This is a genomic window from Sediminitomix flava (assembly GCF_003149185.1).
Lineage (GTDB): Bacteria > Bacteroidota > Bacteroidia > Cytophagales > Flammeovirgaceae > Sediminitomix > Sediminitomix flava.
This window is the reverse complement of record NZ_QGDO01000002.1, coordinates 263,863-277,994: the sequence shown is the minus strand read 5'-3', so window position 1 is coordinate 277,994 and position 14,132 is coordinate 263,863. Positions and strand designations below refer to the sequence as shown.

At 33.1% G+C, this 14,132-nt stretch carries 13 protein-coding genes; 4 read left to right on the top strand and 9 right to left on the bottom strand.

Going from position 1 to position 14,132, the window contains the following annotated elements; all coding sequences use genetic code 11:
* Positions 1-633 precede the first annotated feature (633 nt).
* The 3 genes from BC781_RS08510 to BC781_RS08500 form a co-directional block, all read right to left on the bottom strand.
* On the bottom strand, positions 634-1,158 hold the full coding sequence (locus BC781_RS08510) for a DinB family protein (protein ID WP_109616815.1): 525 nt from the start codon (positions 1,156-1,158) through the stop codon (positions 634-636).
* A gap of 41 nt (positions 1,159-1,199) precedes the next feature.
* Positions 1,200-1,694, bottom strand: a complete 495-nt coding sequence (locus tag BC781_RS08505; protein WP_109616814.1) for a GNAT family N-acetyltransferase — start codon at positions 1,692-1,694, stop codon at positions 1,200-1,202.
* A gap of 117 nt (positions 1,695-1,811) precedes the next feature.
* Complete coding sequence (locus tag BC781_RS08500; RefSeq protein WP_109616813.1) at positions 1,812-2,189, bottom strand: hypothetical protein; 378 nt, start codon at positions 2,187-2,189, stop codon at positions 1,812-1,814.
* Positions 2,190-2,596: 407 nt separating this feature from the next.
* On the opposite strand from BC781_RS08500, the gene BC781_RS08495 reads away from it, so the two are divergent.
* The 4 genes from BC781_RS08495 (at position 2,597) to BC781_RS08480 (ending at position 7,818) form a co-directional block, all read left to right on the top strand.
* Positions 2,597-4,291, top strand: a complete 1,695-nt coding sequence (locus BC781_RS08495) for an arylsulfatase (RefSeq protein WP_109616812.1) — start codon at positions 2,597-2,599, stop codon at positions 4,289-4,291.
* A gap of 250 nt (positions 4,292-4,541) precedes the next feature.
* Positions 4,542-5,021, top strand: a complete 480-nt coding sequence (locus BC781_RS08490; RefSeq protein WP_109616811.1) for a hypothetical protein — start codon at positions 4,542-4,544, stop codon at positions 5,019-5,021.
* A gap of 58 nt (positions 5,022-5,079) precedes the next feature.
* A complete protein-coding gene (locus BC781_RS08485; RefSeq protein ID WP_109616810.1) occupies positions 5,080-5,637 on the top strand; it encodes a helix-turn-helix domain-containing protein in 558 nt (185 codons plus the stop codon).
* A 768-nt stretch (positions 5,638-6,405) separates the two neighbouring features.
* Positions 6,406-7,818 carry a PP2C family protein-serine/threonine phosphatase gene (locus BC781_RS08480; protein WP_109616809.1) on the top strand — a complete coding sequence of 471 codons (1,413 nt, stop codon included), beginning with the start codon at positions 6,406-6,408 and terminating at the stop codon, positions 7,816-7,818.
* A 260-nt stretch (positions 7,819-8,078) separates the two neighbouring features.
* Here BC781_RS08480 and BC781_RS08475 read toward each other — a convergent pair whose 3' ends face one another.
* The 6 genes from BC781_RS08475 to BC781_RS08450 all read right to left on the bottom strand — a co-directional run bounded on the left by BC781_RS08475 (position 8,079) and on the right by BC781_RS08450 (position 14,006).
* Complete coding sequence (locus tag BC781_RS08475) at positions 8,079-8,342, bottom strand: hypothetical protein (protein WP_146201651.1); 264 nt, start codon at positions 8,340-8,342, stop codon at positions 8,079-8,081.
* Between the two features lie 277 nt (positions 8,343-8,619).
* Positions 8,620-9,384: a type I methionyl aminopeptidase gene (gene map / locus BC781_RS08470; RefSeq protein ID WP_109616807.1), complete on the bottom strand. Its 765-nt coding sequence runs from the start codon at positions 9,382-9,384 to the stop codon at positions 8,620-8,622.
* A gap of 160 nt (positions 9,385-9,544) precedes the next feature.
* Positions 9,545-10,657 (bottom strand): nuclear transport factor 2 family protein, encoded by a 1,113-nt coding sequence (locus BC781_RS08465; RefSeq protein WP_109617969.1) that lies wholly within the window; start codon positions 10,655-10,657, stop codon positions 9,545-9,547.
* A gap of 98 nt (positions 10,658-10,755) precedes the next feature.
* Positions 10,756-11,787: a helix-turn-helix domain-containing protein gene (locus BC781_RS08460; RefSeq protein ID WP_109616806.1), complete on the bottom strand. Its 1,032-nt coding sequence runs from the start codon at positions 11,785-11,787 to the stop codon at positions 10,756-10,758.
* A gap of 474 nt (positions 11,788-12,261) precedes the next feature.
* A complete protein-coding gene (locus BC781_RS08455; protein ID WP_109616805.1) occupies positions 12,262-12,900 on the bottom strand; it encodes a hypothetical protein in 639 nt (212 codons plus the stop codon).
* A gap of 89 nt (positions 12,901-12,989) precedes the next feature.
* Entirely contained in the window at positions 12,990-14,006 is a 1,017-nt protein-coding gene (locus BC781_RS08450; protein ID WP_109616804.1) for a hypothetical protein, read from the bottom strand.
* Between the last annotated feature and the right edge of the window lie 126 nt (positions 14,007-14,132).

The window sequence follows — 14,132 nt, the reverse complement described above, 5'->3', positions numbered from 1 at the left end:
AACTCAGGTAATTTCGATTTTCACTCAAATTGATTTTTCACAGTGAGAACAATCTTTTATTGATTTGATCGCAGTCTTCATTTTTTGTCTTGACACAAAAAACGAAGCAAAAAAAGTCAAGTCCTATTCAATCATCCTCCCCGCAAATCAGTCCAAGCTCCGCACGATGGGACAAACAGCCCTCTTAAGCGTATTTGCGGGAAGCTTGCCACAAAAGTGGAGAAGCGAAGGCTAGTGGGCTAAGCGTTTTTTATGTGGCTTGATTTTTTGGGCGGATGCAGTCTTCGTTTCTTTGATCAAGCAAAGAAATGAACACTACACTCAAAATAAGAAAGACAATACCCACTGTGGAAGAATTACAATGAATGAAAAGTAAACTCGTTTCTTATGTCCTAGTACTTAAGTACTAATTCAGTTGTGTTTTTGTTCCAAATATGCTATTGTTTGAATTGTACAATCGTGAAATGTATCATGCATTCGTATATGCTCAAAGTAGTTTCTACTAAAGAAGTAAAACTATCCTTAGATTTAGCTAGCGATCTAAGGATTTATAGAAGGAAGTTAGAGTCTTCAGACTCTCGCATTCATTTTATGAGTTCTTAGAGAAACTTTAAGAACAAAGAGTGATAGACTTTATTTCACATCCAACGGAAGATACCTTTCTTTTATGATATTGAAATGATGTATTTGGTGTGCCGTAATTGTTAGCCCAATAGCGAAAAGTGGCATTTCATACTCGAAGAATTCACAGTTTTTTTCTAGGATATCTTTATTAAAAGATTCAAACATCAAGAGAGTAGACTGTCGCACAATGCGCAGTTCATTTATCAAATGCTCAATGGAGAGTTTATCAGCATTTGAATTTGACCCCATAATTTCTTGATCATGTGCTTCTGGTGTACTTCCTTCATCGCGTGCAAAAAGTATGGCTCTGAAGCACCAAATGCGTTCCCAGTCAATTAGGTGTTGAAGTATCGTATGAATTGTCCATTTATCTTTCTCGTAAGTTTTCAAGCCAATTCTTTTTAGTTGGTCGATATCAATGTTTTCTATATCGTTTAGGCTTGATTTGAGTGCTTCAGTGAGTTCTGTACCTTGATTTAATTGATAGACATATTCTAAAAATGCAGGATTCTTTTTTGTCTCTGTCTTTTCCATAACTGATATTACTAGATGTGATTGGTATTGGATAAGTATATTTAGTTGAGTGTTAACTTTAATTCTGGGAACTTTGGTGCATTAAAACCTAGCTCTTTGTAGATGTTTATACCGTCTTGCGTAGCGTGTAAGTTTAAAAATTCCAATTGCTCCTTCTTTGCTAATTGAATTAGTTTTGCCAATAATTCTTTCGCAATGCCATGACCTCTATACGTTTTACAGGTATATACATTCAATACATAGCCTCTTCTTCCTTTATTTTGTAAACTCTCATAACTTGGTGGTGCTTCACTGATGACAATTACTGCAGTAGAAATAATTTTATGCTCATATTCAGCGAGTAGTGTTAAGATTGAGCGTTCTTTTATTGATTTTGAAAAGTAGTTGATTAGCTCGGCTTTTAATTGAGCTACATCAGGATGATTTTCATGCCCTAGGACTTCATCCATAAAATCAATTCTGTAGTTGGCTAATACTTCAGCATCCTCTACAATTGCTTCTCTAAAAATAACCTCTGAGGTATTGATTTGCTTCATAAAAAGTTGTCTCTCAGTTTTAATGTTTTCCAACTAGATCAATTAATAAGGTAGGTTAAATGAAAAGTAGCTTCTATTGGCTTGAAAGATGTTTATCAGCTATCTTGTTTTAAAATTCTATTTCTTAGTGAGTGTGTATTTATCACCTATTGAATTTACAATAATCAGTATATCATTTTCATAGGAATATTTCCATTCACCATATAAAATTAATCTCCAATCAAAATCAGCCGTCCAAACACAATCATCTATAAATTCAATGATGCTGTTATCCCTTACGATATATCTTCCTACGCAGATAGCTGGGAATTTGAGTAGATCACTTTCTCCACTAAACTCACCACCTCTGAGGGTTAAGCTTACATTTGAATAAGTCCCATTTCTACTAAATGTACCAATGTAAGTGCCTTCAGTAATCGGCTGTTGCTTACTTTTTTCCTCACAGGCAAATAGTAGAATGCATATCGAAATTATGAAAAGGGATTTTATCTTCATAAGCTGTATTCGTTAGTTGATATTGAAAAATATTTGTCGAATATTAATTTACTACGAATCCGAATCAATACTATTGCCGATGTAGCTTTAATTTTTCCAAAAAAAAAGGGATACACCACTTTTCAACTTAGTAGTTACAATGCAGACAATATAATTAATCATGTTTGTGTTTACACTTTTATGATGTAAAAGAAGATATAAAACTTAAAAGAGCTGAATTAAATTTGGTGAAGATAGACTTGTATTATGATATAAATACACATGATTATGTTTTAGACTTATCTAGCTACTTGCTGAATTATTTTATGCGTTTGTTGATTTTGATTGTAGTTGAATAAGAGATATTTATCGTTATGGATTTTGTGGGTTAGGTTTAGGTTCAAATAGTCATTTAAAATGCTTTTAATATGTCATTTATCCATATAGTGTATTTTATTTTAACATTGTTCTTGCTTGGAAGTTGTGATACAAAATCATCAACTACTAATGAAGTTGACAAGAAAAGTATTACCAAACCCAATATTATACTTATTGTAGCTGATGATATGGGATATTCAGATTTTCAACCTTTTGGAGGTGAAATTAAAACTCCCAGTCTTCAAGCTTTAGCAGATTCAGGATTAATTTTAGCTGACTTTTATACTGCTCCCACCTGCTCTCCTGCAAGAGCCATGATTTTATCGGGAAATGATAATCATGTAGCTGGGGTGGGGAATATGGCCGAGGTTATTCCCTTTACTAGCAATTTAGAAGGGAAACCAGGTTATGAAGGTTACTTAAATGATCAAGTTGTTCCATTTCCTATTTTATTACAAAATAATGGCTATCATACTTATGCTTGTGGTAAATGGCATTTGGGGTCTAAAGAAGGACAAACACCTTACTATAAAGGTTTTGAAGAAACATTTGTTTTATTGAGTGGTGGTGGAAGTCATTGGGATGATCTAAAAAAGCATTATGAAAGAGCAAATATTCAGTATTCTAGTAATGGAAAGAGCGTAAAGCCTCCTAAAGACTTTTATTCCACTCTAGGCTATACAGATCAGATGATGAAGTATATCAACAAAAATAAAGAGGATGGGAAGCCATTTTTTGGCTATTTGGCATTTACAGCTCCGCATGACCCTTTGCATGTTCCCGATGATTGGGTAGACCGATACAAAGGTTATTATGATATGGGTTATGACGAATTGAGAGAAAACAGATTTAAAAAACTACAAGAAAAAGGAATAATAGCACAAGATATACAACTTGTAGATGGGCTGAATAGTATAGCTAAGTGGAGTGATTTATCGGTAGAGGAGCAAATTTTAGAAGCTAAGAAAATGGAGATTTATGCTGCAATGATTGAGTATTTTGATATGCAGATTGGTCGGCTTATTCATTTCCTCAAAGAAAATGACTTATATGAAAATACACTGATCATGTTTATTTCCGATAATGGAGCTAATCCTAAATATTTAAGAGAATATCCAGGGAGTTCTCAAGAGTGGGTAGACAAACATTTTGATAATAGCTATGAAAATATAGGTAGAAAAGGTTCTGGTGTAGCGACAGGACCAGGATGGGCACAAGCAAGTATGTCACCGTTTAAATTCTTCAAAACTTATACTGCCGAAGGTGGGATTAAAGCACCTTTTATTGTTTCAGGATATGGGGTAGGTATGAAGGGGGAAATCAATACACAAGCACTTACTTCAGCAATGGATATTGCGCCAACGATACTGAAACTTGCAGGAGTCGAATACCCGAAATTGTATAAAGGTCAAATGGTAAAACCAATGCAAGGAAAATCGATGCTTCCTTTATTTGAGGGGAAAAGTGAAAAGATTAGAACAACGGATGATATTTTGGGTTGGGAACTATTCGGGCATAAGGCAATTCGTAAAGGAGATTGGAAAATACTTTGGGTAGAAAGTGCAAATTCCGTGTCCAAATGGGAGTTGTATAACCTAAAAAATGATCCATCAGAGTCAAATGATTTGTCAAAAGTGTATCCTGAGAAATTGGAAGAACTTATAAAAGGATGGGAACGCTATCAGAAGGACAATGGGGTAATCATTCCTAAGTTTAAGGAAAAAAATATAATGCTGAGTGACTAATAAATATGGTAACAAATAAGTTGGTGTAGCTAGGTACTTTGATGTTTGTCTTTCCCAACAAAACAGTATAAAAATGAGTGAGTATTGAACCTTCCTAAGAATAAATTCAATTTAATAGATAATATTCTAATTTTATTAGCTTGTTTTTTGGTTTATGGATTATGCTCAGCTAAACTTGTGATAAAGCTAGTCAGAAAGATGCATCGAAAGACAGCTGTCAAATTAATCTTAAACCAACTATTTTAATCTTATGAACACTTTTGATTTTAGTCCTGTATTTGGGGCTAGCAATTACTCAGATTATGCAACCAATGAAACAGAGGCTCAAGTATTTATTGATGAAATATTTGACCTACAGCAAGCTGTAGAATCAGAAAGCCAGAAAGATGAGATTGACCAACGGAATGATGTGCAATCTAGACCAGATGTTGAGGCAAACATTCAAAGCTTGGAGGAAGACATTACCTATCTCGATGGAAAAATTCCCACTTTGCCAGATGGTAAAATCAAAGATGACCATATCCTTGATCGTGACCGTAAAAGTGTACAGCTCAGAACGACTCAAAATAGCTATGAACGTCGCTATAAATTTCTGTTTGTCAAAAGAGCAATGGAAATCGAATTGAACAATGCATTATCGGCAGAGTACCTCGAATTGCTCAACAATTTCTTTAGCTATTGTGATACCCAATCTTGGACGATCAATGATTATGGCTTGAGAAGTAACTAAATTTATACAAAAGGCTATCTCTTTATGAGGTAGCCTAATTTTTTCAAAACCTCTTAAAATGCGAAATCTCGAATATTCAGATAGAGTAAGAATTGAGAAATGCCTCAACCTAGGGCTTTCCGTACAAAGGATTGCGAAGATCATTCGTTTTAATCCTTCATCTGTATATCGAGAAATCAAAAGGAATACCTTTGGGAAGGCTAGCTATAAAGCCAAAAGAGCACATAAACTTTACATGGCTCGTAAAAAGCGAGTAGGGAGTATGAGCAAGTACAAAAGTACACAAACCAAAAGGAGATACCCTTACCTTCTTATTCGTGATCGTAGAGAAATTCTTTGGTTTTCGGATACCAAACTGGGAAGAAAAAAGACTAGACCTAAAGCTCGTTTGAAGGGAGTATTTCGTAAGTATAGAGCAAGGATCAATTATAAAAGATACTGTTATATGGGTGATTATGCCCTTTATCAATTTCTAGAACTACATAACGGAACTCCTTTACCTCCTTTAAAAGTAGATATTGGTTTCAAATACTATTTCAAGAAACACCCAATTCACATTTTGTCAGCCAAATTCATTAGCTTCTTTTCTCGAACAGCAAAGAGAAGAGCCGCCTAGTTATGTCCAATACAAACTAAATAGCTCTTGATACTTGATAAATACTTACTCCTTTTCAACTATTTCTGTAATCTGTCTTTTTAAGGCGGATTTTTTTATGCCTAAATTCAAGAAGGAGCGTTATGTCTGAGTTTGATTTGCATTTGCTCACGAAGAAAAGAGAAATTCTCTCAGAGTTTTAGTATTTTTGTGTGTATAAGTAATGAACACTAGGACAAATAATTACGGGATAAAACTATACTGTTATTAGAGTTGCTCTAAGAACTCATAAATGAAGGAGAGAGGCGGACGCAGTTCTTCAGACTCGACATTTTAGCAGATTTTGGAGTCTAAAGAACTGCGTCCGCCTCTTTCTTTCATCGAGAAATCCTTAGATGTTGCACTCGCTCACTTCGTTTACTCTAAGGATAGAATACCTAAAATCATTTGTCCTAGTACTTAATTTATTTGAGTATGTGTTTTCAGTGTTAGCTTTACTTATTCTTCATTCAGGTTACTCAAAGGAATGAAGTTGTAATAGTGGATTTATTAGGATTTAGTTCTAACCAATTTTTATTCTATTTTTCTTAATCATCTAACTTGATTAAACTTTTAAACTAATCTAAGTTGAAATTTTATTCTTGCGTATACATTGTTAATGTTTTATTGTTTTAACTTATTGTTTTTCAGTGGGTTAATTGTTTGTGTTTAATGAGTGTTAATGTATAATCATTCAAAGATATTGTGTGATATATTTGACGCATTAGGTTACATCACTTGAATTATACAATGAATCACGAACAATTAATTTTAACCCTAGATACATTAGAAACGGAGCAAAGTGTAAAGAAAGATGGCTTACTGAGTGAGTCTTTAAAGATGGTGATAGGGCTTAGTGCCTTATATGTTGTCTTCTTTCTTCTGACAGAAAATAATATAGCGGCCCTTATTTGTTGCTCCTTTGCTATTATTTGTTTTGCAATACTTTCTTTATCCACGAATAAGGTTATTCCTTTTCACTTGGTTAAAAAGCTTTATCCGGCAAGTGTTCATTTCTTAATTATTGGTTTAATATTAGTCACAGGGGGAACCGATTCAGCATTTATTATTTGGTATGGAGCCGTTTTATGTGTTGCATTCTTCTATGGGAGCCTAAAGAGAGGGAAACTGTGGTTAATTTTAGGCGCTATAAATGTGGCCTTGGTCGGATTATTAGAATATTATCATATTGTTTCGATTCCCGACCTTGGAAATGATCAATACAAAGAGCTTACATCTTATTATTCATCGTTCTTATTTATCCTTTATATAGGTCGAAATTTCTATATGTATGAAAAATGGCACATACAAAGTTTAGGGGAATCAAAAAATTTGACCGATGAAATAGTAGCTCAAAATGAAGAATTAAAACAGTATCAAGAAGAGATTCAAACACAAAATGAAAGCTTAGAAAAGACACAGTCGATATTGTATTCGAGTTTAAAGTATGGTCGTAAAATTCAGTCTACATTATTAGATTATAGTAAGCTTGTTAAATCAAGTTTTGACGATGCTTTTATTATTGAAAGACCTAGAGATATTGTAAGTGGTGATTTTTATTGGTGTAAAGAGACTCCTACACATTTATATTTGGCTGTCGCTGATTGTACTGGGCATGGTATCCCATCTGCATTTTTAACTTTGGTTGGGGCTGCGAATCTTCATCAAGCAACACTCATTCAAAAAGAAAATGATCCTTCTAAAGTATTAGAAAAGCTGGATCAGTTGATATTAAAAGATTTGAATCAAGGTCGAAATGAAGGAATGGACATTGGCTTATTGATCTTGGATAAGAAACATAATGTAGGGGTGTATAGTGGTGCTAATACACCTTTATATATTGTAAGAGCTGATGAATTGGAAGAAATAAAAGGAAGTCGAAACCCAATTGGTGATACACGACAGAACAAAAAGGTATTTGAAACTACAAATATTAAGCTTCAAAAAGGTGATCAAGTGTATATAACAACTGATGGTTTTCAAGATCAATTTGGAGGAGAAAATGATCGTAAGTACTTACGAAAAAATCTAAAAAACTTACTGTTCAATAGTAAGGATTTATCTATGTCTGAGCAATGTAAATTGTTTGAAGAAGAGTTTGATAAGTGGAAAGGTAGCAATAAGCAAACAGACGATATTCTTATGGTTGGTTTTAAGTATTAAGATTTCATTTCTTAACGAAAAAAATATCATCATCCCAAAAAAATAGGAGCCATCATAAACTATAGCTTATGATGGCGTTCTTAATTTATATCATTATAACCAATGAATTGATTTTCCTCAGAAAAAGACCGTAAGGCTCCTTTAAAAAGAAGTCATTATGATAGAGAAGACTTTTTATTTACTCAGCAGTGCAGTGCAATTGGGTGTTTTTTTTATGCAGAGGAGACGTAATAATAGAGTGCTTTTAGAGCGGTATTAAATTAGAATGGACTAACTTTTTGTATTAAACCATTTTCAACATGAATATTCAATAAAAAGCCAAGTTTATGTTTTCCATCTCCGGCTATTTCATTATTCAGTATAACTTTACCACCTCCTAATACATAGACACCCGATGAAGTATTGTAAACATTCTCAATATCGTTTGGTGCAATAATATTTTGTCCATAAGTTGGATCTTTAGTAATTGTCTTTAACTGCTTAATTATATAGTATACAATAATTGGTGAAATTAGTCCAATCATGAACCATATCAATACACTTCGCTTCTTCCTATATGCTAAATTCACCAAATGATATTGAAAAATAAGATTTATTGTAAAGAATAAAATTCCAACAAGTGTTCCAAACTCTAAAGTATTTGAATTCATAATCTATGATATGTTTAATTTAAATCCTGAAGTTTTAATCATGTAGTATCATTCTATATATGTATGCTAAGGACTCAGGGATGTTTATGAATTTAGTTTATGTTGTAGGTATGGAATTACGGTGAAACTTATTTTTAATTTAAGACTGTTCTTAATCCCAAATACCATTTGAAGCTGTCAAAATCATAGGATTGTGGTCCGTTATCAATATTGTTTGTTCGTGCTGAGTTACAAATCCTCCATTGTTTCCTACTAAAGTCCATCCATCATTTAATTGAACTGCGATAGTAGATTTTGTAGATATGAAAGTCTCTATAGCAACTGTCGTATTCTTTTTAAACCTTTCTCGATTTGTTTTAACCCTATAATTTAAAATGTTTTCGGGTTTCTCGTGTAGGCTTCTACCGACACCATGACCGGATAAGTTTTTAATCACTTTGAAGCCTGATTTTTTAGCTTCATTCTCTATTAAATATCCAATTTCAGAAATCCTTACGCCCCCTTTAATATGCTTTATGGCTTTATGTAATATATTTTTAGAAGCATCTACAAGAGGTTGGTGGTTATGAATATCTTTTCCAAGAACAAAAGAACCACCATTGTCAGACCAGAAACCATTTAATTCAGCCGATACATCAATATTCATCAAATCACCCTCTTTTAATATTCTTTTCTCAGATGGTATGCCGTGAGCGGCTTCTTCATTTACGCTAATACATGTGAATCCTGGGAAATTATAAGTTTCATACGGTGCTGATTTTGCTCCATAGCTTTTTAGAATTGCACCACCATATTCGTCCAATTCTTTGGTAGACATTCCGACTTTCGCATACTCTCTCATCAATTTTAGTGTAGTACCAACAACTTCACTAACTCTTTTCATTCCTACTAATTCATATTCTTTTGTAATTGACATTTTATGTGTGTTTTAATTTGGCTATGATGGTCTTGTATAAGGGAAGTGAAATAATATAGTTTTTAATTTAACAATACACTTAAAAAAATACAAAGCGATTTAGATGTAAACCTAAATCGCCTTGCATTTATAACCTGTTGTTACTCCTTGTTTTAGTTATCTATATGGAGTTTTGATTAATCAATTCAATCACTTTTTCAGAAACGCCTTTAGAGCTTTGATAGTTTTGACCTGTAACCAATCTTCCGTCTACTTCAACATGAGCTTTCCCACGGGCTGAGTACTTAAAATCGCCACCTCTTTCTTCAATGGTTTTCGTAATTAAAAATGGGAAGGTTTTGAAATAAGATTTTGTGGGGTTTTCATATTCATCAGGGTATCCACATACGCGTTTACCATCTACTAAATATTTCCCATCACTTGTTTTTAGATGCGCTATCCCTGCAGTTCCGTGACAAACAGAGGAAATTATACCATTTTGTTTTTCATAAATGGTCATGACTATTTCTTGGATTGCAGTGTTATCGGGTACTTGGAACATGGCGGCTCCACCACCAATATATTGTACCGCCAAGTAATCTTGTGTATTGATCTCTTCTGGTGCTTTTGTCTGTTTCAGGGCATACATAAAATCGCTGTTGTACACATAATTTTTAATCAATTCGGCTGAAGTATTGATATAGGCTAAAGGTACCGCGCCTCCTTTTGGGCTCACAAAGTCTACATTAAATCCTGCTTTGGTAAATGTATCGTAGGCATTTACAATTTCTGAAAAACTATTTCCTGTTGATAAGTCCGTATTGCCATAAAAGCTTGCATTGGAAACGATAAATAGGACTTTTTTACCATTTTCTGCAATGTCAGTTTTAGTAGCTGTTTTACTGATTATCTTCCATTGGTCATCTACCTTTTTTAATAGAAATAAATCTACAAAACGCCAATTTCTTGCAGGAATCAAGATTTCAGCTTTTGCCGTAGCAATATCGTGTTCTATTTCTATCGAAAGAATTTCGCCAATTCGACCATTAAATTCACCTTCTTTTTTGTTTTCAAACCAACTAGCATACTCTTGAGGACTGTATTTTTTAAAACCATCTGCTGCTGATAAAAAAAGTGTGGCATCTTTAGTGAAAGCACTTACTATGAGGTCGGCATTATTATAAGAACTACCTTTGATGTAGTCTTGAATGGTTTTGGCGACCAACTCTGTGTTGGTTTGTGCCAGTAAATTTTGAGAAATAAATACGAAAATGATGATGAGAAATTTATTCATTTTTTTAAAGTTTGATTTCTCAGCAAACATATCGAAACCGAAAAAAATAGGCGTTTTTTTAAGTCTTAAAGAAGTTCGAAATTATAATACTGGAGAAATTAGTGTGAATTTTCTTTACGAAATTGAGCAGGAGTTAGGCCAACAACCTTTTTGAAAGCGGTGTAAAAAGTAGATTTAGAATTAAAGCCACATTCATAGGCGATCCCTTCAATTGTATAATTATTAATAGTTAGTAAACGCTCTTTGGCTTTCTCGACCCGAAGTTCATTTACATAATTGGAAAAGGATTTGTCCATGTTCTCATTTAGAAATTGAGACAAGGTGTGTTTTGAAACGTTCAACTGATTCGCCATTTTCTCAAGCGTCATGTCAGGGGCAAGGAACATTTCATTTTCTATGAAATTTGTTAAACCCGTTTCTAACATTTTTGAGACCTCATTTTCAATTCTCTTGTTGCTATATTTTTCTTTTTCTTCGAAAAATGTACTCTGCTTGTTATTCCTAAAGACGAAAAGCAAAACAATGATATACAAGACAAAGGAAAATGATATAGCACCGATATAATATGATGTATATACCCCGATATTATATACCAACCAAACAAATGTAACCCCGAAAAAAAGGCTTAATACCCAAGCATCCTTATTTTTTAAATTTTCTCGATTTAATAGCTTTTTAAGGCTTGGTTTGATAAATCGAAAAGAGAGTAAAATGTAAATGAACCATTGAATGTAAATACTCCTAACAATCCATAGACTCCATCCGCCACGATGCCCCATATAGGAATAAACAGCTCCCAAAATAGTGATCCCTGTCAAATAAGGTAGAGTATGAACAGCCCAGTTGAGTTTTTCTTTCGTTGTATATTGTTTGAGATACAGAAATAAAAAAGGCCCAATTAGCGCACAGGCTGAAAGCCCAATTTGAATGAAAATAGTTGTGAGTTGTGGATTAAAATAGAAGAAAACAGATTTGATAATTCGAACACTCAACGTCAAAATCAGTAAAGCCAAAAAGTAATTTGAGAACTTTCTCTTCTTAGCAGCTATTGCAAAATAGAAGGAAAGCAAAAAGCCGTTAAAAGCTCCTAATGCACTAAAGAAAAAAATGACTTGGTTATCAAAGTTCATGAGTTTGATGTTCTTTTTTTATTGTTAGTAACGTTGAATTGTATGAGTAGTGATTGATTGTTTGATCGTTTCTGATCAAGCTCTAAGATTTATAACATTAGCTGTTATTACTCAAACAAAATATTGTGTTTAGAAACTATTTCCACTTCAAATTAAATGACTGCCAAAAATATAAATGCTCTCATATTGTCACATAGTTTAGTATATGTACTATGTAAGTAATTATAAAGATAATAGGTTTGTTGTCAATCTTTATGTGTTTCGATCCTTTTTCCATCATAGCTGTATTCTGATCAAAAATGGTGAATTTTAATGAAATGCTTCAAGAGGTGTTAGAGAGTTCTAGAGCGATTAAGGACTAAATCAATGTTTTATTGTTCTTAAACAACTTGGGCATATTTCACAGTTCAGTTGCACTGCAACCTACAAGTGGAATATGCCCTTTATTCTATATAGTCTTTTAAACTTCGAGAATCAAAATTGATAACCCATAAAAAACCAAATGTTATTATCAAAAGTGTTTTTAGAAATTGTAGTATTACCTAGTTGGGTTTTCTCATGTGGATTGAAATGGACACGTAAAGGAATAGAAACGGTATAATACAAGCCTTTTAAGGCACTTTTAGTTTTAAAAGGATTTGTTTCTCTGTAACTCAATTCAACGCCAGTAGTAAATGAAGACTGTTCTAAGTTTTCATCTAACTCAGTATGCCAATATTTATTTTTATAAGCCCCCAATGAAGGAGAGAGGTAAATGACTTGATTGTCTTCTTGCCATTTGATAAGAGGGAAACTGTAAAATGCCTCCAGACCCAACATTTTACCTTCTACATTTTCACCTTCTACAGTTGTTACAAAGTCAGATTTTAGGTGTTCTTCAGTTAAGTTTACATTCATATGTACTAAACGAATCAAATGTTTATTGGGAAGGCTTACTCCAATTTCACCAGATAATGACTGAAACCTATTGAAAGCTGCTTCTCCAAAGTCATACGCAATAAAAAAATTAATATCACTAGAGTTATGCGTATTATTTTCAACCGTTTCTAACTGTTGAGCAATGACATTGATTTTTAAGATTACACATATTGTAAATAGAATTATTTTTTTCATGTTTGATGTGTGACAAGTCGGATAGTAGAAAACAGTAAACTTTCGTAAAGTATTGAACACGTTATTTGTTATTCAGTCATAGCAAAGTTTTAAAGCTCGGTGAGGGTTCCTTCCCAAAAATCTAAAGAATATTTTGAACCATTTTTAGCTATAAGAATTGTTTTATCAGACTCACAGTGTCCAAGTTCTACCGCTTTTATGGGGTGAATGTTTTCAGTTTTCCAGCCATCATTTGTAGAGAATCCTATTGAGTTATCTTTAATGACTAATATAAAATCACAATCTGAAACATAAGTAGCTGTATAACCTTCGTCAACAACTTTAGAATTTTGAGTATCATAAATAACTTTTTTGTCATTTAGTATACCAGCTATATAATCACCATTTGAAAAAGCTAAGATTTTATCAAAGTTTGGACTCGAATATTTTGTATTTCCTCCACTCCAGGTTTCACCTTCGCTTAACTTTTTATTTTGTTTGTTGTAATCCTCAATATCTATGATGGTGTAATAGGTTTTATTACTCTTATCGATACATTTTACGATGAATTTTCCAAAGTCAAAACTTTGAATACTACTCATTGACTGCCAAGGCTCGTTATCTTTTTTTGAGTGTAATACTTCAACTGCATTAGGTATTATTTCACTGTTATTTGGGTTTTCTACTGAAAAAATACTTAGCCCCTTAGAATTGTAGCCTATAACTTTTTGCCATCCGACATAACTAATGGAATCATACTTACTTTTTGCTATCTGTGTACTTGTCCATCTGGTAGTCGGAGCAGTATCGTAACAACATTTACTATATAGTACTATCCAATTGTTTTTTTCATCAAGAATAATAGTACTTTCATCATCGAGTCCTTTGGAATATATTTTGTTTTCAGAATTAGAATAAAGGTGTTTTTTATAGTCTTTTGTTGTTACCCATGAGTAATCAGTGCCTTCTAATTTTTCTATGGTTTGAGCCTTTAAATTAAATTCCTTTTTCAAAGACTTAATAGATTGTCCATAACCATTAAAAACAATCGTAAATAGTATAACTTGATAAATTGCTTTTTGAATTAAGTTTTTCATAGGTTTAAGTTTAAATTTTGCTAAAGTCATAGTTAAACTACGAGCATTGGCTGTGCTGGCCAATGCATGGCGTTTAGTTGATATGAGCTTATATTTTAAGTACTTATTTTTTTAGTATTTCAAAGTAATAGTCCTTATCTGTATTCCATTTTTAAC